Here is a 21791-nt window from a genome sequence, read left to right on the forward strand (position 1 = left end):
ATAGAGTGCCGATATCGTGGGATGTCCTCACTGGAGGAAGACGGAAATGATCCTCGTGGAACGCAGTGCGCACGTGGTGGCGCCGATCGAAGCGGTCTGGGACGTCGTGCAGCGGGCCGAACAGTTGCCGGCGTGGCTGGCGGGGGTCCGCGCGGCCGAGGTGCTCTCGGGAGAGGGCTTCGGCCGGCGGCAGCTGGTCCAGGCGGGGCGCGGCGCGGCGCATGAGGCCGAGGTGATCGCCTACCAGGAGCCGACCCTGATCGGCTGGCGGGAACGGGCCAAGGGCGCCGGTGCCCGGGCGGAGGCGCGCACCGAGATCTACGTCCAGCTCACCGCCGACGAGGAGGAGGGCGGGACGATCGTACGGCTCATCGTCGTACGCTGGCCGGCTGGTCCGGTCAAGGCCGCCCTGCTCCGGCTCGGCCTGCGTCGGGTCGGCGCCGACCTGGAGGACTCGCTCGCCCGGCTGACCGACCTGGCCGCCGTCGGCTGACCGGGCCCGTCCTGGCGTCACCCGCGACGGTGGCGGCCCCGGTGTCCCGTCCAGGCACACCCGGGCCGCCACCGCTTCAGCGTCCCCGCCCCGCCTACACGATCACGGTGAACGCGGCGACGTGCACCCGGTCGAGGTGCCGGAACTCGAAGAACAGCCGGTAGGTGCCGGCGGAGGGCACGGTGACGCCGAAGGCCACGACCGAGCTGGGCCGGCTCGCCGCCGCCGGGTGGACGTGCAGGTACGCCAGGTCGCCCTGGCGCAGCGCCACCAGGTGCCCGTACGCGCCCAGGTGCCGTTGCAGGTCGCCCACCGGCTTGCCGTCGCGACCGAGCCACACCAGGACCTGGTTCGACTCGCCCGCCCGCAGGCCGCCGTCGAGGGTCACCGTGTAGCCGTCGACCAGGAGGGTCTCCTCCGGCGGGGCGAGCGGGCGCGACGCGTACCGTCCCGGGACCGGCACGTCGACGCCCAGAGCCACCGGCCCCGGGGCGCCCTGCGGACGGAAGTCGGCGATGACCCGCAGCGGACCCGCCGCGGCCGGGACGACCCGGGCCCGCCAGGTGCCGTCCGGTGCCATCTCGGGGTGGACGTGCTGGTAGCCGTCGAGGTCCCGGCCGATCACGATCAGGTGCATCCGTCGTTCGTGGACGACCTCGAAGGCGGTCACGGCGGTGCCGTCCGGGCCGATGATCCGGAAGGCCAGTTCGCCGGGGCGGCCGGCGGTCAGCGACGCCTCGGCCAGGGCGAGGGTCCAGCCGTCCCGGGACACCTCCAGACCACCGGGGCCGTGGCCGGCGTGTGCGGGGGGTGCCGCCGCCCGGACCGGAACCGGGTCGGGTCGGCCCGCCCGGCCGACGGCGAAACCGATCATGAGGACCAGGCCGAGCACGAGGCCGGCGGCGGCGTACCGGCCGGCCCGCCCGGTGCCGCGGGCCGACCGCTCGGGACCGGCCGGGTCCGGCCCGGCCACGTCGGCGGCGGCGTCACCGACGGTGACCACGGGCGCGGCGGCACCGGAGACCGTGCTCACCGGTGCCGCCGCCCGGTCTCCGGTGGTGGTCACGACAACCGGGGCCGCAGGACGAACAGCCCCTGCTCGATCCCGCTGACCACGACGATCCCGCTCGGGAAGTACGGATAGGTGCTCCACGCCCCGTTCATCGAGCTGCTGTCGCTCGACGGGTAGACGTCGAAGTACCCGGCTTCGGTGGCCCGCCCGGCCGCCACCTCACGCAGGTCCAGGATCCGCAGCCCGGCCCGGTAGTTCGCCTGGTAGCTGTAGCGGCCCTTGACGTACTGGTTGTGGTCGGTGGCGCGGACCCCCGACGGGGCGCTGTAGGTGCCGATGTGCCGGGGCGCGTCCAGGTCGGCGAGGTCCCAGATGTACGTCTGGGTGTTCACGCCCCGCCGGGACTCGTCGAGTTCGTCGTCGAGCAGGAAGTACCGCTGGTCCTCGGTGAACCAGCCCTGGTGGGTGTACCCCCGGCCGGTGTACCCGATCCGGGCCAGCTGCCGGGGCGCGGACTTGCTGGTCACGTCGACCACGGTCACCGTGTCCTCGTTCGAGCTGACGCAGATCTCCCGGCCCTGGTACGCGGCGTCCGGGCCACGGTAGACGACGCACTGGGTGTCGTGGGTGTACCCGTCGTTGCTGACGCAGCCGGCGTAGGCCGGGGATTTCGGCGTCCGGATGTCGATCATGTGCAGGCCGCCGCTGCACGTGTTGGACCCGACCGCGTACGCGTACCCGGTCTGCTCGTTGACGGCGATGTTGTGCGAGTTGCCGAACCGGTTGTAGTGCACGTCCGCCGACCACGTCCGGGCTGAGGTCACGCCGCGCAGCCGGGTCAGGTCGAACACCTGCATGCCGTGCCCGGACACGTCGGCCACCACGTACGCGTGATCGCGATAGACCTTGATGTCCCGCCAGATCGCGGTGCGGTTCTGGTGGGCGGGCAGGTTGCCGAGGTAGACCGGCGCGGTCGGGTCGGAGACGTCGACGAAGGACGTGCCGTTGCGCCGGCCGACCAGCGCGTACTCCCGGCCGGTGGCGCTGTCGGTCCAACCCCAGATGTCGTTGCCCTGGCTGCCGCCCATGTTCGCCAACGGCAGGAACGACAGCAGGTCCACGTTGCGGCACGGGTACCCGGCGGCCTGGCCGTTGGTGCAGGTGGCGGCGGCGACCGCGGCGAGCTTGTGGGTGGGTTCCCGCTGCGCCATGAACTCCTGGGCGGACGCCCGCCCGGCGGGCGTGTCGGGTGAGTGGGCCACCGAGGGCGACCCGGGTCCGAGCATCGACACCGTCAGGGCGCCGACCGCCAGCACGGTCGCGATCCGGACGATTCGCATGGCGACTCCCTACCGCCGCGCCTCGATGGCGTCGGCACCCGAACCGTCCCGGGGTGGTGGACCGGCGCGACGGGGCATCCACCGGATCGGCGTGGGCTCCGGGGGTGCGACGGAGCCCGGAAGGGCGTCGAATGTATTGAGAATTGTGAATGTAAATGAGGGGTGGGGACAAGACGCGCGGCGGATACCGGCTACGTCATACCGCCCGCGGGGAGCGGTCCGGACGCGACGAAGGGCCCGGCGCGGGGTTCGCGCCGGGCCCTTTCGCGTACGTCAGGTCAGCTGTCGCCGCCGGTCTCGCCGACCGGGGCCGCGCTGATGTCCTCGATCGCGTACTTCTTGGCCGCCTCGGCGGGCACGTTCGCCGGCACCGCGCCGCGGAGGGCGAGCTGCCGCAGCGTGGCGACCACGACCGACTCGGCGTCGACGTGGAAGTGCCGGCGCAGCGCGTGGCGGGTGTCGGACATGCCGAACCCGTCGGTGCCGAGCGACGTCCAGTCGCCGGGCACCCAGCGGGAGATCAGGTCCGGTACCGCCCGCATCCAGTCGCTGACGGCCACCTTCGGGCCCTCGGCGTCGGCGAGCTTCCGCGCCACGTACGGCACCCGCTGGTCCCCGGTCGGGTTGAGCAGGTTGTGCTCCTCGGCCTCGACCGCGTCGCGCCGCAGCTCGGTCCAGGAGGTCACCGACCACACGTCGGCGGCCACCCCCCAGTCCTGGGCGAGCAACTGCTGGGCCTTGAGTGCCCACTGCATGCCGGTGCCCGAGGCGAGCAGCTGCGCCTTCGGACCGTCCACCTGGGGCGCCGCCGCGTAGCGGTACATGCCCTTGAGTAGGCCCTCGACGTCCACGCCCGCCGGCTCCGCCGGCTGCACGATCGGCTCGTTGTAGACCGTCAGGTAGTAGAAGACGTTCTCCTGCGCCTCGCCGTACATGCGGTGCAGGCCGTTCTCCACGATGTGCGCGATCTCGAACGCGAACGCCGGGTCGTACGCGACCACCGCCGGGTTGGTGGCGGCGATCAGGTGCGAGTGGCCGTCCTCGTGCTGGAGCCCCTCGCCGTTCAGCGTCGTCCGGCCGGCGGTGGCGCCGAGCAGGAAGCCCCGCGCCATCTGGTCGGCCGCCGCCCAGAGCCCGTCGGCGGTGCGCTGGAACCCGAACATCGAGTAGAAGATGTACATCGGGATCATCGGCTCGTTGTGCGTGGCGTACGAGGTGCCCGCCGCGGTGAACGACGCGACCGAGCCGACCTCGTTGATGCCCTCGTGCAGGATCTGCCCGACGGTCGACTCCTTGTACGACAGGAACAGCTCCCGGTCGACCGACGTGTACCGCTGGCCGTGCGGCGAGTAGATCTTCTGCGTCGGGAACAGCGAGTCCATGCCGAAGGTGCGCGCCTCGTCCGGGATGATCGGCACCCAGCGCTTGCCGAACTCCTTGTCCTTCATCACGTCCTTGAGCAGGCGGACGAAGGCCATGGTGGTGGCGACCTTCTGCTTGCCGGAGCCGCGCTTGACGTCCGAGAAGCGCTCCGGACCGGGGATCGTCAGCCGCTTGTGCTCGGTCCGCCGCGACGGCAGGTAGCCGCCGAGCTGGCGACGCCGCTCGTGCAGGTACGCGATCTCGTCCGACTTCTCGCCCGGGTGGTAGTACGGCGGCAGGTAGGGGTTCTCCTCCAGCACCTTGTCCGGGATGTCCAGGTAGAGCCGGTCGCGGAAGGTCTTGAGGTCCTCCAGCGTCAGCTTCTTCATCTGGTGGGTGGCGTTGCGGGCCTCGAAGTGCGAGCCGAGCGTCCAGCCCTTGATCGTCTTGGCCAGGATCACCGTCGGCTGGCCGGTGTGCTCCATCGCCGCCTTGTACGCCGCGTAGAGCTTCCGGTAGTCGTGGCCGCCCCGCTTGAGGTTCCAGATCTCGTCGTCGGTGAGGTGCTCGACCATCTTGCGGGTCCGCGGGTCACGGCCGAAGAAGTGCTCCCGCACGTACGCCCCGGACTCCGCCTTGTAGGTCTGGTAGTCACCGTCGGGCGTCGTGTTCATGAGGTTGACCAGCGCGCCGTCGGTGTCGGCGGCGAGCAGCGGGTCCCACTCGCGGCCCCAGACCACCTTGACGACGTTCCAGCCGGCGCCCCGGAAGAACGCCTCCAGCTCCTGCATGACCTTGCCGTTGCCCCGGACCGGTCCGTCGAGGCGCTGGAGGTTGCAGTTGATGACGAAGGTCAGGTTGTCCAGTTCCTCACGGGCGGCCACCCCGATGGCGCCGAGCGTCTCCGGCTCGTCCATCTCGCCGTCGCCGAGGTACGCCCACACGTGCTGGTCCGAGGTGTCCTTGATGCCCCGGTGGTGCAGGTAGCGGTTGAACCGGGCCTGGTAGATGGCGTTGACGCCGCCGAGACCCATGGAGACCGTCGGGAATTCCCAGAAGTCCGGCATCAGCCGCGGGTGCGGGTACGACGGCAGGCCGCCCCCGGGGTGCGACAGCTCCTGCCGGAACCCGTCGAGCTGGTGCTCGCTGAGCCGGCCCTCCAGGAACGCCCGCGCGTACATGCCGGGGGAGGCGTGGCCCTGGTAGAAGAGGTGGTCGCCGCCGCCCGGGTGGTCCTTGCCCCGGAAGAAGTGGTTGAAGCCGACCTCGTAGAGCGAGGCCGAGCTGGCGAAGGTGGAGATGTGCCCGCCGACGCCGATCTCCGGGCGCTGCGCCCGGTGCACCAGCATCGCGGCGTTCCACCGGACGTACGCCCGGATCCGCCGCTCGACGTGCTCGTCACCCGGGAACCACGGCTCGCGCTCCGGCGGGATGGTGTTGATGTAGTCCGTGGTGGTCAGGGACGGCACCCCGACCTGGCGCTCGCGGGCCCGCTCCAGCAGGCGCAGCATGACGTAGCGGGCGCGCTTGGTCCCGCGCTCGTCGATGACACCGTCGAGCGACTCGACCCATTCGCTGGTCTCTTCAGGGTCGATGTCCGGAAGCTGGCTCGGCAGACCGGCGGTGATCACCGGGCGCTTGCGTTCCGTAGCCACAGGCGTTCCCTCGGTTGTGTGTGGGATAGGTCTCTAGCGCCATCCTGCCCCCTCGTGCCACCCGCCGTCACGTCCACCGCCGGGAGACGCGACGCTCGACACAGGTACCCGTCGGTAACTTTCCGCTGGTCGCGGGTTCACTCCGCCGTACGCCGGCCGCCCGCCCGTCCGGTGTCCGCCTTGCGGGCGGTCCCTACCGTGCGGGTCATGAACGGACGACTGGTGGCTCTGGGCGTACTGCTGGGGTTGGGCGGGCTGGCGTTGGCGCTCGCCGCGGGGACCGGTCTCCTCGCGGGGGACCTCGCCGCGCTGCCGGTCGTCGTCCTCGGCGCCGGACTCGCCGGCTTCGGCGCGGTCGTGGTGCGAGCCGGGGCGCGGGCCCCCGCACCCCGGACGGCGGGCGCCCGCCGTGGCGGCGCGTTCGGCGTGGTCCCGGGACCGGCGGGGGACGTCGGCGCCGACTACCGGCACCGGGACCACGGCGACGGCGACGACCCGGGCGACTGGTCGTCCGGCGGCGGGTCGTCGGACGGGGACTCCGGCCGCGGGTCGTCGGGAGGGGACTCCGGAGGCGGCTGGTTCTTCGGTGGCGGCGACTCCGGGGGTGGCGGCTGGTCCTCCGGTGGCGGCGGGGACTCCGGCGGGGGCGGCGGCAGCTGGTGACGCCGGCCGGTCGTCCGGGCGGGCACCCGGCGGCTCGGGCAGAATGCGGCGTATGCGTACCGAGGTGATCACGGTCCAGACGGGGTCGCGGCCGACGGTCCGGGACATCACCGCCGAGGCCGAACGGTTCGTCGCCGGGCAGGGCGACGGCCTGCTGCACGTCTTCGTCCCGCACGCCACCGCCGGGCTGGCGATCATCGAGACCGGTTCCGGCTCCGACGACGACCTGCTCACCGCGCTCGACGACCTGCTACCCGCCGACGATCGCTGGCGGCACCGGCACGGCTCGCCCGGCCACGGGCGGGATCACGTGCTGCCGGCGTTCGTCCCGCCGTACGCGACGCTGCCGGTGGTCGGCGGGCGGCTGGCGCTGGGCACCTGGCAGTCGGTGTGTCTGGTCGACCCCAACGGCGACAACCCGACCCGGAAGGTCCGCCTGTCGTTCCTGCCGGGCTGACCCGTTGCGCCGCGCGCCGTCCCCGAGTCGGCGCGCGGCGGTGGGCCGGGTCAGGCGGCCAGGTCGCGCCGGGTGAAGGCGGCGGTGCCGGCCGCCACGAGCACGGCGGTGCCCGCGAGCAGCAGCAGCGCGCCGACCGGCTGCACGCCGTCGACCAGGGGCGAGCCACCCAGGTACCAGTGGAACGGTGACACCTCCTGCGCCCAGGCGAGCCCGTCGACCTGCGGGAAGACGGAGTTCGCCAGGTAGCCGACGACGGCCACGCCGGCACCCGCGCCGAGTGCGACCGCACGCCGGCCGGTGGCCGCGCCGACGGCGAAGGCGAGCGCGGCGAACGCCAACCCGAACAGCGCCAGGTGCAGCGTCATCGCGGCGAACCCGCCGAGGCTGATGCTCGTCAGCTGGGCCGGGCCGCGTAGCCCGACCATGGCCAGGCCGAGCAGCACGGTCACCACGACGACGCCGGCGGAGACCCCGGCGAACCGCAGCAGGGCGAGCCGGGCGCGGCTCACCGGGTGCGCGAGCACCAGGTCGAGGGTGCCGGCCTCCTCGTCACCCGCCACCGCCCGGGTCCCCGCCGCGATCGCGAACACCACCGTCAGCAGCGGGACCAGCAGGCCGTACACCGCGCTGCCGAGGTAGCCGGCGGCGGTGGTCAGGTCGCTGTAGTTGAACGCCTCCAGCACCCCCTCCGGGTACGCCTCGAGCGCCTTCGCCATCTCCGGCGTCTGCATGGTCGGCCAGAACGACGCGTACAACGCGCCGACGGCGACGATGGCGATCGACCAGCCCAGCAGGGACCGGCGGGCGTCGTACAGGAACTTGGTGAACGGGTCACGCAGCAGCACCGGTGACCTCCTCGCGCGAGTAGTAGCCGAAGAACAACTCCTCCAGGTCGGGCTCCTCGGAGAGCAGCCCGACGACGGTGTGCCCGGCCGCCGCCTTCACCAGCGCGTCGGCCCGGCCGTCGAGCCGGCAGCGCAGGGTGGTGCCGACGACGGCCACCTCGCTGACCCCGGGCAGGGCGGTGAACTCCGCCTCGGTCACCGGGTCCTCGAAGTGGATCTCGATCCGGCGCACCGCCTGCTCCCGCAGCTCGTCGACGCGGGCGACGGTGACCAGGCGCCCGTCGCGGATGATGCCGACCCGGTCGGCGGTCTGCTGCACCTCGCTCATGACGTGCGAGGACATGAACACCGTCCGCCCGGCGGCCCGCGCCTCGCGCACCATGGCCAGGAACTCCTGCTGGAGGAAGGGATCCAGCCCGCTGGTCGGCTCGTCCAGGACGAGCAGTTCCGGGTCGTGCATGAACGCCTGGACGATGCCGACCTTCTGCCGGTTGCCCTTGCTCAACCCCTTGATCCGCCGACCCAGGTCCAGGTCGAGGCGGGCGGCCAGCTCCTCGACCCGGGTCCTGGACACCCCGCCGCGCAGGTTGCCCAGGTACGTGAGCAGCTCGCGCGCGGTCTGCCGGCCGTCGGTGACGAAATCTCCGGCGAGGTAGCCGAGGCGTCGGCGCAGCGCCACGCCGTCTCGGCGCGGGTCGAGCCCGAGCACCTGGATCCGCCCGCCGGTCGGCCGGATCAGGTCGAGCAGCAGCCGGATGGTGGTGGTCTTGCCCGCCCCGTTCGGGCCGAGGAACCCGTACACCTCGCCGGGTTCGACCCGCAGGTCCAGCCCGGCGAGGCCGCGGGTGCGGCCATAGGTCTTGACGAGGTTCTCGGTGCTGATGGCCGGGTCAGCCATCGTGGTCTCCCTTCCGGAGGTGTTCGGCTTTGAAGCGTTCGACGAGCCGTGGCATCTCGTGCTCGATGTAGGCGTAGAAGTCGCGGGTGATGCGCAGCCGGGCGGCTTCCGGCGCGTCCGGATCCCCGATCAGGGCCAGGCCGCGGTCCATCAGCTCGCGGAACATCCGGAACTTGGTCGGCTCGGCGACCGTTCGGATGATCGCGTCCGGGACGATCTCGTACGCGTGGCCGCGCTGGCCGGGGGCCGCCACCCGCCGGACGAAGCCGCTGCTCTCCAGCATCCGCATGCCGGTGCTGACGGACCCCTTGGAGAGCCCGAGGGCCTCGCCCAGCTGTCCGCTGGTCTGCTGGGGTGGATCGCAGATCAGCAGCCAGCCGAGCAACTTGCCGTACGCCGGCGAGAGTCCCATGCCGCTCAGGACGACGGCCGCCTCCTCGGCGTACCGGCGCTGGTCGGACAGCTCCGTCATCCCAACCTCGTTCCAAACGTTCAAGAAGTTCTGAACGAAGAGTACCTCAGCTGAGGGCGTCCCGAACGTAGGATGTGAGTCATGGCCCCGAGCACCGTTTCGCCGACCGGTCCCGAGCTGACCGGTCGCTCCGGGTTGGCCGGAGACGCGGTGCGCAGGATCATGCACATCGCCTCGGCCATCCGGCACTACCAGGACGTCGACATCGCCGAGCTGGGGCTCACCCCGGCGGTGGCCCGGGCCCTGCACCAGCTGGACCCCGACCATCCGCTGCCCGCCCGCGACCTGGCCGACCGGCTGCGTTGCGACCGGTCCAACGTCACCGCGCTGGTGGACAAGCTGGAGCAGGCGGGCCTCGTGGAACGCCGGGTCGACCCCGCCGACCGGCGGCAGAAGACGCTCGTGGTGACCGAGGCCGGCCGGGGCATGCGGGCGCGGGTGCACCACGTGATGTCCGACTCCCGCCTCCTCGCCGGTCTCACCGACGCCGAGCTCGCCACCCTGCGGGACCTCGTGTTCAAGGTCTCCGACGGCGGCTGCCCGGAGGCCTGCGGGACCGAGTAGGCGCGGACGCGCCGATCGTGTCCAGGTGGGCGGACCGCGCCATGGTCGGTAATGCTGTCGTTCGTGACCACCCCGCACGATCTTGACGAACGGCTCCGCGAGGCGCTGGGAGCACTGACCGCCGACGACGAGCGGAGGCGGGATCCGGCCCGGCCCGTCACCGACGACGCGCCGCTGACCGGGGCGCAGGCGCTGGACCTCTTCGACGCCCAGGTCGTCAGCCGCCAGCTCGACCTTGCCGGTCGCTGGCTGCGCAGCTTCGGCGAAGGGTTCTACACGATCGGTTCCGCCGGCCACGAGGGCAACGCCGCGGTCGCCGCCGCCCTGCGGCCCACCGACCCGGCCCTGTTGCACTACCGCTCCGGCGCCTTCTACTGCGTCCGCGCCGCCCAGGCCGCCGGCGCCGACGGCGTACCCTGTGGAACCGCCGACCGCCCGGCCACGGACGAGGGTCCGGCACCGCCCGGAGCTGCCGGCGGCGCCGCTGTCGTCCCGCTGCCGCGCCGCGCGGACGACGCCGCTGCGGCCGACCGCGTGGAGGCCGCCGCCGCACCCGGGCCGGACGCCGACACCACCGGCATCCGTACCGTCGACAGCCAGCCGGAGCGCGCGGAGGTCGGCCTGGTCCCGTCACCGTCCGCAGCCGGCTCGAATGCCGCCACCGCCGCCGGCGTCGCCCTGGCCGCCCCGGAGCCCAGCCCTGCCGGCCCCGACCCGGCCGAACCCAGCGTTGCCGGCCCCGACCTCGCCGGGGCCAGCCCTGCCAGGCCCGGCCTCGCCGGGTCCGACCGCGCCGCGACCGACCTCGTCCCGGACGCCCGGTCCGCCGACGGTCCGGGTGCCGCCGACACTGCCGTCCTGCCGGACGACGCCGGGCCGGGTGACGGCGGTCCGGCGCGGTTCGCCGCGACCCCCCGGGGGGCGGATGCCACCGAGCGCACCATCTTGCCCGCCGGACCCGTGGCGGACCGGCCCCTGGCGCCCGGGTACGCGGACGCGGCCCGCGACGTGCTGCGCGGCATGGTCGCCTCGGCGCGGGAGCCGATCGCCGGCGGCCGGCACAAGGTGTTCGGCCGGTCCGAGCTCGCCGTCGTGCCGACCACCTCCACGATCGCCTCGCACCTGCCCCGGGCGGTCGGCATGGGTCTCGCGGTGGAGCGGCTGCGCCGGCTCGACGGTGCGGGCCGGCGGACCGGGATCCGGGCCGGCAGCGGCGGGGGAGCGTCCCACGCGGCGTGGCCGCCCGACGCGATCGTGGTCTGCTCGTTTGGCGACGCCTCGGTCAACCACGCCAGCGCCACCGCCGCCCTCAACACCGCCGGCTGGTACGACCACACCGGCCTGCGCATCCCGGTCCTCTTCGTCTGCGAGGACAACGGGCTGGGAATCAGCGTCCGTTCGCCGCGCGGCTGGGTGGAGGCCACGCTGCGGGCCAAGCCGGGGATCCGCTACTTCGCCGCCGACGGGAGCGACCTGCTCGGGGCGTACGCGATGGCGGCCGAGGCGGCGGCGTGGGTCCGCCGGCACCGGCGTCCGGCCGTGCTGCACCTGTCCACCGTCCGCCTGATGGGGCACGCCGGCGCGGACGTCGAGACCGCGTACCGCACCGCCGCGGAGATCGCGGCCGACCTCGACCGGGACCCGCTGCTCGCCACCGCGCGGCTGCTGGTCCGGGCGGGTGTCGCCACCGGCCCCGATCTGCTGGCCCGGTACGACGAGATCGGCTGGCGGACGCGCCGGATCGCCGAGGAGGTGCTGGACGAGCCGAAACTGGCCGACCCGGCCGAGGTGGTGGCGCCGCTCGCACCCCGGCGACCGGTCCGGGTCGCCCGGGCGGTGGCCGACGCGGCCGCGCGGGCGGCCGGTCCGGGGGTGGCCGCGCGGACCGAGGCCTTCGGCGGGAAGCTCCCCGAGCTCGCCGGCCCGCTGACGCTCGCGCAGAGCATCAACGCCGCGCTGGCCGACGGGCTGCTGGACCACCCGCAGATGGCCGTCTTCGGCGAGGACGTCGGCGCCAAGGGCGGGGTGTACGGGGTGACGAAGGGCCTGCGGGAGCGCTTCGGCGCCGCCCGCGTGTTCGACACGCTGCTCGACGAGACGTCGATCCTCGGGCTCGGCCTGGGCGCCGGGCTGGCCGGGATGCTGCCGGTGCCCGAGATCCAGTACCTCGCGTACCTGCACAACGCCGAGGACCAGTTGCGCGGCGAGGCGGCCACCATGCAGTTCTTCTCGCGGGGGGCGTTCCGGAACCCGATGGTGGTCCGGGTCGCCGGGCTGGCGTACCAGGAGGGGTTCGGCGGGCACTTCCACAACGACAACTCGGTGGCCGTACTCCGGGACGTCCCCGGCCTGGTGGTCGCGGTGCCGGCGCGGCCGGACGACGCCGCGCCCATGCTGCGGACCTGCCTGGCGAGCGCGGCGGTCGACGGCAGCGTGTGCGTGTTCCTGGAGCCGATCGCCCTCTACCACACCCGGGACCTGCACAGCGAGGGTGACGGGGAGTGGCTCGCCGAGTACGCGGAGCCGGGCGCCTGGCCGAGCGCGCACGTGCCGGTCGGCCGGGCCCGGGTCTACGGCGTGGGCTCGGCCGAGGACATCACGATCCTCACCTTCGGTAACGGCGTCCGGCTGTCGCTGCGCGCCGCGGCGGCGCTCGCCGACGAGGGGGTGGGGACCCGGGTGGTGGACCTGCGCTGGCTGGCGCCGTTGCCGGTCGCCGATCTCATCCGGGAGGCCACGGCGACGGGCCGGGTGCTGGTCGTGGACGAGACGCGGCGCTCGGGTGGGGTCGGTGAAGGGGTGATCGCGGCCCTGGTCGATGCCGGATATGTCGGAGCGGCGCGGCGAGTAGCCGCAGTTGACTCGTTTGTACCATTAGGTCCGGCTGCCCGTCAGGTTCTGGTCTCCGAGGATGCCATTACCCAGGGTGCCCGCACGCTCCTGGCACGGTAAATTCCGTTCCACCCGGTGCGCCACTTGCGCGGCGAGCCGCAACTGTGTGGACTTGGCCCGACGACGTCGTACGACGCCGCGAGCAGGGATGAGATGAGGAGGCACGCGACAGTGAGCGCGACCGCTGGTCAGGCCGCCGACGGGGTACGCAGCCTGGCGGACCGGTTCGGGATCGAGCCGGGGATGGTCGTCATGGAGATGGGGTACGACGACGACGTCGACCAGGATCTCCGGGACGCCCTGACCGACCGCTGTGGGGACCTCGTCGACGAGGACACCGACGAGGTGGTCGACGCGGTGCTGGTGTGGTACCGGGACGGCGACGGTGACCTCTTCGAGCTGCTCGTCGACGCCCTCGGCCCGCTGGCGGACAACGGCGTCGTGTGGCTGCTCACGCCCAAGGCCGGGCGCGAGGGGCACGTCGAGCCGAGCGAGATCGCCGAGTCCGCGCCCACCGCCGGCCTCCAGCAGACCTCCACGATCAACGCCGGCCGGGACTGGAGCGGTGCCCGGCTGGTGCTCCGGCGCGGGTCGAAGGCCAAGAAGTAACTGCGCAATTTCACCCACGGTGGGGCCACCACCGTGTGTGGCAGGCTGTCGTCACCTTCGACTCGACGCAAGGAGCTCTCTCATGCCCATCGAGGTTGGCGCCGAGGCGCCGGACTTCGTGCTCAAGGACCAGAACAACCAGGAGGTCCGGCTCTCCGACTTCCGCGGCAAGCGCATCGTGCTGCTGGTCTTCTACCCGCTCGCCTTCACCGGCGTCTGCCAGGGTGAGCTGTGCGAGGTGCGGGACAACCTGAACGAGTACCTCAACGACGACGTCCAGGTGCTGACCGTCAGCGTCGACTCGGTGTTCGCGCACAAGGTGTGGGCCGACCGGGAGGGCTACCAGTTCCCGCTCCTGTCGGACTTCTGGCCGCACGGCGCGGTCGCCCAGGCGTACGGCGTCTTCAACGACGTCGCCGGCATCGCCAACCGGGGCACCTTCGTCATCGACAAGGCGGGCGTGGTCCGCTTCGCCGAGATGAACATGCCGGGGGAGGCCCGGGACCAGCAGGGCTGGCGCAAGGCGCTCGCCGAGACGGCCTCCGCCTGACCCGCGACGACCGGTGCGCGGCCGTGCGACGTGGCCCACGGTCGGCAGGGTAAGCTTGCCAACCTCCGGCCCGCCGCACGGGCGCCGGGGCGCGTAGCTCAGTGGGAGAGCACTCGCCTTACAAGCGAGGGGTCGCAGGTTCGAAACCTGCCGCGCCCACCACACCTCACAGCATCAACGCCGACCACAGGATCCGAGCGTCGGCCGATGACAGCAACGGGGGTCGAGGTCCGACCAGCGCAGCCCGAGCCGGCAGCCGGCCGGGCCGCGCGGCCAACAGGCCGCGCGGTGTAGGGGAGCGCGTCGGCCGCGTCGGCGAGCCGGCAGTCGCGGGGTTGAGGTCACTGCGCCCTACAGCGGAGGTGCTCCGGCTCCCGGACGGCCGACGATCGTCGGCAGCCGCCGGGTCCGTGGATGAGTGCACCGGGCCAGCCCGCCCACCGTCGACCCGGGCAAGCCGAGCAAACCACCGCCCGACCCGGCAGCCTCCGAACCTGCGTCAAGGGCTCGGTACGGCGTTGATGGATGATGATGGTTGCTACGGATGCTCGCGGGCAGGGTGTATGGCACTTTCCACGACCGCATCGGACAGATAGGGGTCGGGAGTGCCGATCGACTTGGACGAGGTGCGGGTGTGGCGACTGGGTGTCGCGTTGAGGATCTTTGCCGGCCTGCTGCTCGGCGTCATGGCCGTAGGGGTGGTGGCCTTCTTCGCCCATCAAGCTCTTGCGACCGACGGCGACTTGCGCGTTGCGCTCGCCCTCGCGGTGCCTTACGGCTTGCTGGGATTCTTGATGTGGCGCGGGACATTCCATCCTCGAATGTCCGCGGGTCCGAAAGGGATGATCCTGCGCAGCCAGTGGCGTACAGTCCGCTGAGCACCAACGGGATGTCGAAGCGAGTGGCTCACCGGATGATGCCACTGGTATCCAGGTTTGACGCTTGGCATGGCACTCGTCCCAGGTCCGGCCGCTTGAAGACAACACCAGGTATCGCCCGGGTTCACGCGTCGATTCACCCGATCCGAGAGGATCTATGCCACTTCCGAGGGGCTCAGCGTCCAAGTTCCAGACCCCGACCGTACAGGGGCAGCCGAACGGCCATTGACGGCCCGCCGGCCGTCTGTTTTGCTGCGTCGCAGTTGACCTTGCAGGTCTCAATCTCTCACTGCGCTGGAGAAATGTATGTCCCCCATTGATGCCATCAAATCGGTCCTCTCCCAGTACGCCGGTTTCCGCGGTCGAGCCCGCCGGTCCGAGTACTGGTGGTTCTTCCTCTTCACCCTGATCGTCGGCATCGTCGCCGGAATTCTGGATGGCGCGCTGGGAACCAACATCGGATCGGGCGCGAGCGCTACCGGCGTCATCGGGCTCATTGTCGGCCTGGCCCTGCTGCTGCCGGGCCTGGCCGTTGCCGTGCGGCGACTGCACGACACCGACCGCTCGGGCTGGTGGCTGTTGATCGGACTCGTGCCTCTCGTGGGCGGCATCGTCCTGCTCGTCTTCTTCGTGATGGACGGAACTCGGGGAAGTAACCGGTACGGTGCCGACCCGAAGGACGCTCCGCAGGCCGCTTCCCCCAGCATGGCCTGACAGGGCCCATCGAGTGGCTGCTTGCTGGAGCTGAGCCAGCCCAAGAGATCCATGCCGGCGGTTGACAGCGCGCGACGGTCGCCGCCGGCACCACTCATCGGTTGTCGGCCAGCGCGAGAAGCGATCCTGCCGTATGCGTCGTAGCGGTCCGACCGTAGTCGGTCAGCGGGTGTCCGCACGATCGGTCCTCTCGACCAGTTCAGCGAAGGGCAGGGGACAGCAGGGGCTGCCGGCGCAGGCGACCAGGTCGTCACAACCGGCGGAGATGGCGGCGCGCAGGGTGTCACGGATGACGGTGAGGTCGGCGAGCTTCTGCTCCACCTCGATGAGCTTCTCCCTGGCACGTGCCGGTAGGCCGCTGTCCGGTCGGCCGCCGTGCTGGTGCCGGCCGGCGTCGAGCAGGTCGGCAACCTCGTTGAGGGTGAAGCCGAGACGTTGCGCGGTCTTGATGACCCGCAGCAGGGTGACCGACTCGGCCGGATAGAGCCGGTGCCCACCCGGCGACCGCTGCGGTGCGGCGAGCAGGCCGCGACGCTCGTAGTAGCGCAGCGTCTGCTGGTTGACCCCGGCCGCGTCGGCCAGTTGGCCGCTGCGCAGTCCCGACCCGGTCATCCCCGATCCCGGACGGACACCGCCCGCTCGGCGAGGGCATCGAGCACGTCGACGTGTGCCGCCGGCACCCGGACGTCCAATGCCAGCGCGTCCGGGCCGGACCGGGAGAGGTCGAAAGCAAAGAACGAGCAGCAGGACGCCTCCCGGGCCGTCAGATCCCGTGCCGTCTCCTCGACCTGCGCCGCGCCGTCGAGCCGCAACCGCAGATGCTGAGCCGACGGCCGGTCGACGCCCCGCACGGCGGCGGCGAAGAACTGATCGAACTCGGCGAGCCGCAGCGGCCGCTCAACCGTCGGCAGCGTGCAGGCGTCCGGTACCCAGGCGTCGTCCGTCGTGATGTGGTGGTCACTCATACCTCCGACGGTAAGCCTGTACCTGGGTACCGGATGCAAGCCCGAGGTGTACCTTCTCCGCCACCCGGTGGAGCGCCGGCGGGCGGGCAGCGGTGACGGGGTGTCTCAGGCGGTGGGCCGCAGCTCGGCGAGGAGTTTCTCCACCCTGGTACGGATCTCGTCGCGGATGGGCCGGACGGCCTCGACGCCCTTGCCGGCGGGGTCTTCGAGCTTCCAGTCCTCGTAACGCTTGCCGGGGAAGACGGGGCAGGCGTCGCCGCAGCCCATGGTGACGATGACGTCCGACGACTCCGCCGTCTCGTACTCGAGAAGCTTGGGGGTCTGGTCGGTGATGTCGATGCCGACCTCGTGCATGGCCTCGACGGCGGCGGGGTTGATCTGGTCGGCGGGGGCGGAGCCGGCGGAGCGGACCTCGACGGTGTCGCCGGCGAGGTGGCGCAGCCAGCCGGCGGCCATCTGGGAGCGTCCGGCGTTGTGGACGCAGACGAACAGGACGCTGGGCTTGTCGCTCATCAGGAGCCTTTCTGGCAGTACGGGTCACCGGGCCGGTTGACCGGCTCATCGTGGGGATCCAGGGACCGGCGGTGGGGGTCGCCGTTGCGGTCGAGCAGTCGGTGGCGACCGGAACCGTAGGGCCTGTTCACCAGGCCGGTCCAAGGGGACGCTGCACGGCCGCGTACGCGTCCGGCCGTCACCGGCGGTGGCCCACGGCGGCGTCCTCGTCGATGGGGACGACCACCTGGTCTGCGGCGCGGCCGGCGTCGGGGTAGAGCACGGCCAGCAGCCCGACGCCGACGGCCAGGCCGACGACCTGCGCGAGAACGAAGCCGGGCACCGAGGCCGGGGCGATGCCCGCGAAGGTGTCGGTGAACGCGCGGCCGATCGTGACCGCCGGATTGGCGAACGAGGTCGACGAGGTGAACCAGTAGGCCGCGCCGATGTAGGCGCCGACGGCGGCGGGGGCGACCGGGGCGCGGCCGGAGCGGGCGAGAGCGAAGACGAGCAGGATCAGGCCGGTGGTGGCGACGACCTCACCCAGCCAGAGGTGCCCGGCGGAGCGGTCCTTGCTCGACCAGGCCACGGCGGACAGGTCGAACATCAGGTTCGCCAGCACCGACCCGGCGATCGCGCCGGTGATCTGGGCAACCACGTAGCCGGCGAGGTCCTGGCCAGTCAGCCCGGTGCCGGCGCGGCGGCCGAGGAACCAGTCCGCGGCCGACACGACCGGATTGAAGTGCGCCCCGGAAACAGGGCCGAAGACAAGGATCAACGCCGCCAACGCGAAGGCGGTGGCGATCGAGTTCTCCAGCAGTTGGAGGCCGACGTCGCCGGGAGAGAGGGTGGCGGCCATGATGCCGGAGCCGACCACGGCGGTGACCAGCAGCGCGGTGCCGGTGAACTCGGCCAGCAGGCGCCGCCGGAGTGCGATGGTCATCGGTCTGTTCTCTCCCATGGTTGAACGCCCCGGGCCGGGTGCCGGTCGGGGGGGGTTATCGGATGGTGGGGACGTGCAGTTCGTCGAGCAGGCGACGAACCCGGCGTTCGATCTCGTCGCGGATCGGCCGCACGTCGGCGAGGTCGAGGCCGGCCGGGTCGTCGGCATCCCAGTTCTCGTAGCGGGTGCCGGGGAAGACGGGGCAGGCGTCGCCGCAGCCCATGGTCACGACCACGTCGGCGGCGCGGACCACCTCGTCGGTCCACGGCTTGGGGAACTCCTCGGCGATGTCGATGCCGCGTTCGGCCATCGCGGCGACGGCGGAGGGGTTGATCTCGATGCCGGGTTCGCTGCCGCCGGACCAGGCGATCGCGTGGTCGCCGGCGAGGTGGGTGAAGAAGCCCAGCGCCATCTGGGAGCGGCCGGCGTTGTGCGTGCACAGGAACAGCACGACCGGCCGGCCGTCGCGGTGGTGTCCCTCGACCCGGGCCAGGGCCCGCAGACGCTGCCGGGCGAAGCGCTCGGCGAGCAGCGGAAGGTAGTTCGGGATGCTGGCGGCGGTGGCGAACTGGTCGTAGCTGCTGTGCAGGAACCGCTCGATGGTCTCGGTGCCGTAGATGCCGGTGAACTCCTCGGCGAGTCGGCTCGCTGCGGTGTGCAGGGCAAGTTGCTGGTCGAGGGTGATCTCCTGGTAGCGGGCGCTGGTGTCAGTCATCGGGTGCCTCTCAGGGTGGCGGTGGGTGCGAGGCGGTCGACGCGGTCGGCGAGGTCGGCGTAGGCCGTCTCGAACGCTTCGTCGGTGTCGACGCGGACCGGGTCCGGAACGGACCAGTGCAGGCGGGGGCGGACCGGTCCGGTGAGTTCTTCGTGGGCGTTGTCGCAGACGGCGATGACCAGGTCGTCGTCGCGGACGACGTCGTCGACGTGGGCGGTGCCGGTCGGGTCGAGATCGAGGGAGTGGCGGTGGGCCACCGCGATCGCGCGAGGGTGGACCCGTGGTGCCGGCTTGGTGCCGGCCGAGGCGGCGTCGCCGCTGGTGCGGCGCTTCCACAGCGCCGCGGCCAGCTGCGAGCGGGCGGAGTTGTGGGTGCACACGAAGACCACCCGACCGACACCCGCCAGCGGCGGCGGGGTGAGGGCGGCCAGGGCGGCCGGCTGGAGGCGCAGGTAGGTGCGCCGCCGGTCGCCCTCCGACCGGGCCCGCACGACGAGACCGGCCTCCGTGAGCACCTTCACGTGATGCGCAACGAGGTTGGTCGGCATGTCCAGGTCGTGGGCGATCTCCCCGGGGGAGGCGTCGCCCAGGGTGAGCGCGTCCACGATCGCCAGGCGCGCCGGATCGCCCAGGGCAGCGTGGACCCGGGCCCGGCCATGCAGGGAAGCAAGCTCAGCCTTCATTGAGTCAACTATCGCTGAGTGATGTGCCGATCGTCAAGCGGCGGCGTCACGGCCCGCACGGGCAGCGCCGAACCTGTGCACCGTGCTCGCTCGCCCGGACCCGTGTGCTCCGGCCTGGCCCGCTGTTTGGAATGCTTGGCACATGCCCGCACTTCCGGTGACGTTCAGCGAAGACGCCATCAACAGCTCGGTCAAGGTCCAGTTCGAAGCCTTCATCGACGAGCATCGCGACGCCCTCAACCGCTGCCTGGACGGGCTGACCGAGGAGGAGGCACGCCGGTCGCTGGTGCCCTCCAGGACGACGCTGCTGGGTCTGGTGAAGCACGCGACCGTCGTCGAGAAGGTCTGGTTCGACGAGGCCATCACCTGCCGGTCGCGCGCCGAGATCGGCATCCCCGCGACGCCCGACGAGTCGTTCATCCTCGATGACGACGACACCATCGCCAGCATCCGGCAGGCACATCGTGAGGCCTGCGAGGCGTCCCGCCGGGCGACGTCGACCCTCGGGCTGGACGACGTGCTCCAGGGCAACCGCCGCGGCCCGCTCCCGCTGCGCTGGGTGTACCTCCACGTGCTCCGCGAACTCGCCCAGCACTGCGGGCACGCGGACATCCTCCGCGAGCAACTCCGAGCCGGCTAGCCAACCTCCGCCGGGCACCCGCCCCATCGGCTGGTCGGGGAGCCCGGCTCCGGACCGCCGACGCGGGGGGCGCCGGAGCCGGCCGCCCGGGGGCGGCGGAGCGTCGGTCGCCCGCCGTACGATCGCGGCATGGTGGACGGTGCGGTGCTGCTGTGGGTGCACGGCGGCGGGTGGCATTCGCGGGACACGACCGACGTGTCGCTCTTCGAGGAGCTGGGGATGCGGGTGGTGCAGGCCCGCTACCGGTTGAGCGGCGAGGCCACCTGGCCAGCGCAGCTCGACGACGTCCGTGCCGAGGCGCGCGCCGCGCGGCTGCCGGGCCGGCCGCTCGTCGTCGCCGGGGATTCCGCCGGCGCCCACCTGGCTCTGCAGGTCGGTCTGCGGGGCGTGGACGTTCCCGGCGACGTGGACGCCGTCCTGGCCCTGGAGCCACCGGTCGACCCGCTCGCGCCGGACTGGCCCCGCGGCCGGGCCGAGGGGAACCCGTGGCACCAGCTCCTCGGGCACCTGCCCGCGCCGGGCGACGCGGCCACCGTGGACTGCACGGTCACCACCCATGTGGGTGCGGGCACGCCGGTGCTGCTCGCCCACGGTCTCGACGACGCATCGGTCCCGGTGACGCAGACGCTGAACCTCGCCGCCGCGCTCGTCGCCGCCGGTCACCGCGTGCACGTGACGGTCGCCGACGGGGAGCACGGCCAGCTGGACCTGCGCCGGCCCGACCTGGCGGCCGCCGTACGCCGGTTCCTGGCTGAGGTCACCGCTGCCGTGCCGGTCCGGTGAGCCCTCCGATGCCATCGCCGGCGCGCATACTCGGCGCATGGTGGTGCGTGGGTCCGGAAGACCGACTCCCCGGTTGACGACGGAGGTCGAGGCGGTGCGCCGGGGCCGCGCCGAGCTGGCCGCCGGGTGCCGCCGGCCCGCCGAGGGGCAGGTCGTCGACGAGACTCCGGCCCGCGCGGTCGCCGCGTTGACGAGGGCGGCGGCGTGAGCGGGCACGTCGGGCGGGCCAGGTGAGCTACGCCGAGGTCGACGGCCTCCGGATCTGGTACGCCGAGCACGGTGCCGGCCGGCCGCTGGTGCTGCTGCACGGCGGCTTCGGCTCGACCGAGATGTTCGCCCCGCTGCTCCCGGCGCTGGCCGAGCGCCGCCGCGTGATCGCCGTGGACCTCCAGGGCCACGGCCGGACCGCGGACGTGGACCGCCCGCTGCGGTACGAGTCGATGGCCGACGACGTAGCCGCCCTGATCGTGCACCTCGGCCTGACCGGGGTGGACCTGCTCGGGTACTCGCTCGGCGGCGGCGTGGCCCTGCGGGCCGCGATCCAGCACCCCGGCCTGGTCGGCCGGCTCGTGCTGGTCTCCGCGCCCTGCCGGCGGCAGGGCTGGTACCCCGAGGTGCTGGCCGCCATGGCCCGGCACGACGAGACGACGGGCGAGCGGATGCGCGGCAGCCCGATGCACCAGCTCTACACGCGGGTGGCGCCCCGGCCGGCGGACTGGCCCCGGCTGTGGGCGAAGTCGGGTGAGCTGCTGCGCCGCGAGTACGACTGGTCGCCCGAGGTGGCCGCCCTCACCCTGCCCACCCTGCTCGTCTTCGCCGACGCCGACTCGGTCACCACGGCGCACATGGTGGAGTTCTTCGGGCTGCTCGGCGGCGGTCACCGGGACGCCGGCCGGGACGGCACCGACCGGCCGGCCGCGCGCCTGGCCGTGTTGCCCGGCCTCACCCACTACGACATCCTGGGGTCGCCCGCGCTGCCCGCCGCCGTCCTGCCGTTCCTCACGCACCCGGCCGTCGCGCCGGGGTGACGGTCAGCGGAGGCGAGCGGCCACCCAGGGCGGCAGGGCGTCGACCGGGTGCGAGGACAACGGCGTCAGTGCTCCGCCCCCGGGCGCCGCCGGCGGACACCCGGGCGGTCCGCCTCCCGCTCCGATGGCAGAAGC

25 protein-coding genes and 1 tRNA gene are annotated in these 21791 nt (G+C 72.5%); 14 read left to right on the forward strand and 12 right to left on the reverse strand.

All coding sequences use genetic code 11. The annotated features are described in order from the left end of the window. The first annotated feature begins 46 nt into the window (after positions 1 to 46). Positions 47 to 493 carry an SRPBCC family protein gene (locus GKC29_RS11920; protein ID WP_155330883.1) on the forward strand — a complete coding sequence of 149 codons (447 nt, stop codon included), beginning with the start codon at positions 47 to 49 and terminating at the stop codon, positions 491 to 493. A 94-nt stretch (positions 494 to 587) separates the two neighbouring features. Here GKC29_RS11920 and GKC29_RS11925 read toward each other — a convergent pair whose 3' ends face one another. The 3 genes from GKC29_RS11925 to aceE form a co-directional block, all read right to left on the reverse strand. Beyond that, positions 588 to 1559, reverse strand: a complete 972-nt coding sequence (locus GKC29_RS11925; RefSeq protein ID WP_230689003.1) for a hypothetical protein — start codon at positions 1557 to 1559, stop codon at positions 588 to 590. Further along, on the reverse strand, positions 1556 to 2845 hold the full coding sequence (locus tag GKC29_RS11930) for a choice-of-anchor B family protein (protein WP_155330884.1): 1290 nt from the start codon (positions 2843 to 2845) through the stop codon (positions 1556 to 1558). Before GKC29_RS11930 ends, GKC29_RS11925 begins: the two co-directional genes overlap by 4 nt. A gap of 278 nt (positions 2846 to 3123) precedes the next feature. After that, the gene (aceE, locus tag GKC29_RS11935) at positions 3124 to 5862 is read right to left on the reverse strand and encodes a pyruvate dehydrogenase (acetyl-transferring), homodimeric type (protein ID WP_155330885.1); all 2739 of its coding nucleotides are present in this window, start codon (positions 5860 to 5862) and stop codon (positions 3124 to 3126) included. A 207-nt stretch (positions 5863 to 6069) separates the two neighbouring features. Here aceE and GKC29_RS11940 point away from each other — a divergent pair, with 207 nt between their 5' ends. Next, a complete protein-coding gene (locus tag GKC29_RS11940; RefSeq protein WP_155330886.1) occupies positions 6070 to 6525 on the forward strand; it encodes a hypothetical protein in 456 nt (151 codons plus the stop codon). A 52-nt stretch (positions 6526 to 6577) separates the two neighbouring features. After that, positions 6578 to 6982 carry a YjbQ family protein gene (locus GKC29_RS11945; RefSeq protein WP_155330887.1) on the forward strand — a complete coding sequence of 135 codons (405 nt, stop codon included), beginning with the start codon at positions 6578 to 6580 and terminating at the stop codon, positions 6980 to 6982. Positions 6983 to 7032: 50 nt separating this feature from the next. On the opposite strand, the gene GKC29_RS11950 is transcribed toward GKC29_RS11945, so the two are convergent. Genes GKC29_RS11950 through GKC29_RS11960 form a run of 3 tightly spaced genes read right to left on the reverse strand, consistent with a single transcriptional unit; the run spans position 7033 to position 9200 of the window. Continuing rightward, complete coding sequence (locus GKC29_RS11950; RefSeq protein WP_230689004.1) at positions 7033 to 7830, reverse strand: ABC transporter permease subunit; 798 nt, start codon at positions 7828 to 7830, stop codon at positions 7033 to 7035. After that, complete coding sequence (locus tag GKC29_RS11955; RefSeq protein WP_155330888.1) at positions 7817 to 8728, reverse strand: ABC transporter ATP-binding protein; 912 nt, start codon at positions 8726 to 8728, stop codon at positions 7817 to 7819. The genes GKC29_RS11950 and GKC29_RS11955 overlap by 14 nt, the downstream gene beginning before the upstream one ends. Next, positions 8721 to 9200, reverse strand: a complete 480-nt coding sequence (locus tag GKC29_RS11960; RefSeq protein WP_155330889.1) for a GbsR/MarR family transcriptional regulator — start codon at positions 9198 to 9200, stop codon at positions 8721 to 8723. Before GKC29_RS11960 ends, GKC29_RS11955 begins: the two co-directional genes overlap by 8 nt. Positions 9201 to 9281: 81 nt before the next feature. Here GKC29_RS11960 and GKC29_RS11965 point away from each other — a divergent pair, with 81 nt between their 5' ends. From GKC29_RS11965 to GKC29_RS11995, 7 genes are all read left to right on the forward strand, one after another. Beyond that, the gene (locus GKC29_RS11965) at positions 9282 to 9764 is read left to right on the forward strand and encodes a MarR family winged helix-turn-helix transcriptional regulator (RefSeq protein ID WP_155330890.1); all 483 of its coding nucleotides are present in this window, start codon (positions 9282 to 9284) and stop codon (positions 9762 to 9764) included. A 579-nt stretch (positions 9765 to 10343) separates the two neighbouring features. Then, positions 10344 to 12716 (forward strand): transketolase C-terminal domain-containing protein, encoded by a 2373-nt coding sequence (locus GKC29_RS11970; protein WP_370463357.1) that lies wholly within the window; start codon positions 10344 to 10346, stop codon positions 12714 to 12716. A gap of 111 nt (positions 12717 to 12827) precedes the next feature. Next, complete coding sequence (locus tag GKC29_RS11975; protein ID WP_155330892.1) at positions 12828 to 13265, forward strand: DUF3052 domain-containing protein; 438 nt, start codon at positions 12828 to 12830, stop codon at positions 13263 to 13265. Positions 13266 to 13347: 82 nt separating this feature from the next. Continuing rightward, the gene (locus GKC29_RS11980) at positions 13348 to 13815 is read left to right on the forward strand and encodes a peroxiredoxin (RefSeq protein WP_155330893.1); all 468 of its coding nucleotides are present in this window, start codon (positions 13348 to 13350) and stop codon (positions 13813 to 13815) included. An 87-nt stretch (positions 13816 to 13902) separates the two neighbouring features. Then, a tRNA-Val gene (locus GKC29_RS11985) sits at positions 13903 to 13977 on the forward strand. 443 nt (positions 13978 to 14420) lie between these two features. Then, complete coding sequence (locus GKC29_RS11990) at positions 14421 to 14693, forward strand: hypothetical protein (RefSeq protein ID WP_155330894.1); 273 nt, start codon at positions 14421 to 14423, stop codon at positions 14691 to 14693. Between the two features lie 306 nt (positions 14694 to 14999). Then, entirely contained in the window at positions 15000 to 15407 is a 408-nt protein-coding gene (locus GKC29_RS11995) for a DUF805 domain-containing protein (RefSeq protein WP_155330895.1), read from the forward strand. 162 nt (positions 15408 to 15569) lie between these two features. Here GKC29_RS11995 and GKC29_RS12000 read toward each other — a convergent pair whose 3' ends face one another. The 6 genes from GKC29_RS12000 to GKC29_RS12025 form a co-directional block, all read right to left on the reverse strand. Next, the gene (locus GKC29_RS12000; protein WP_155330896.1) at positions 15570 to 16019 is read right to left on the reverse strand and encodes a MerR family transcriptional regulator; all 450 of its coding nucleotides are present in this window, start codon (positions 16017 to 16019) and stop codon (positions 15570 to 15572) included. Further along, complete coding sequence (locus GKC29_RS12005; RefSeq protein ID WP_155330897.1) at positions 16016 to 16372, reverse strand: hypothetical protein; 357 nt, start codon at positions 16370 to 16372, stop codon at positions 16016 to 16018. The genes GKC29_RS12000 and GKC29_RS12005 overlap by 4 nt, the downstream gene beginning before the upstream one ends. A gap of 105 nt (positions 16373 to 16477) precedes the next feature. Then, entirely contained in the window at positions 16478 to 16885 is a 408-nt protein-coding gene (locus tag GKC29_RS12010; RefSeq protein WP_155330898.1) for an arsenate reductase ArsC, read from the reverse strand. A gap of 178 nt (positions 16886 to 17063) precedes the next feature. Then, positions 17064 to 17807, reverse strand: coding sequence for an MIP/aquaporin family protein (locus GKC29_RS12015; protein WP_155330899.1), 744 nt, complete (start codon positions 17805 to 17807; stop codon positions 17064 to 17066). 55 nt (positions 17808 to 17862) lie between these two features. Beyond that, a complete protein-coding gene (locus tag GKC29_RS29925) occupies positions 17863 to 18522 on the reverse strand; it encodes an arsenate reductase ArsC (RefSeq protein WP_155330900.1) in 660 nt (219 codons plus the stop codon). Next, complete coding sequence (locus GKC29_RS12025) at positions 18519 to 19205, reverse strand: helix-turn-helix domain-containing protein (RefSeq protein WP_155330901.1); 687 nt, start codon at positions 19203 to 19205, stop codon at positions 18519 to 18521. The genes GKC29_RS29925 and GKC29_RS12025 overlap by 4 nt, the downstream gene beginning before the upstream one ends. Positions 19206 to 19347: 142 nt before the next feature. Between GKC29_RS12025 and GKC29_RS12030 the strand changes: the two genes are divergently transcribed. The 4 genes from GKC29_RS12030 to GKC29_RS12040 all read left to right on the forward strand — a co-directional run bounded on the left by GKC29_RS12030 (position 19348) and on the right by GKC29_RS12040 (position 21656). After that, positions 19348 to 19845, forward strand: a complete 498-nt coding sequence (locus GKC29_RS12030) for a DinB family protein (RefSeq protein ID WP_155330902.1) — start codon at positions 19348 to 19350, stop codon at positions 19843 to 19845. A 129-nt stretch (positions 19846 to 19974) separates the two neighbouring features. Then, complete coding sequence (locus GKC29_RS12035; RefSeq protein ID WP_155330903.1) at positions 19975 to 20628, forward strand: alpha/beta hydrolase; 654 nt, start codon at positions 19975 to 19977, stop codon at positions 20626 to 20628. 73 nt (positions 20629 to 20701) lie between these two features. Next, positions 20702 to 20836 carry a hypothetical protein gene (locus tag GKC29_RS30270; protein ID WP_255456183.1) on the forward strand — a complete coding sequence of 45 codons (135 nt, stop codon included), beginning with the start codon at positions 20702 to 20704 and terminating at the stop codon, positions 20834 to 20836. A gap of 22 nt (positions 20837 to 20858) precedes the next feature. Continuing rightward, positions 20859 to 21656: an alpha/beta fold hydrolase gene (locus GKC29_RS12040; protein ID WP_155330904.1), complete on the forward strand. Its 798-nt coding sequence runs from the start codon at positions 20859 to 20861 to the stop codon at positions 21654 to 21656. Positions 21657 to 21791: the final 135 nt, after the last annotated feature.

This window comes from Micromonospora sp. WMMC415, assembly GCF_009707425.1.
GTDB lineage: Bacteria > Actinomycetota > Actinomycetes > Mycobacteriales > Micromonosporaceae > Micromonospora.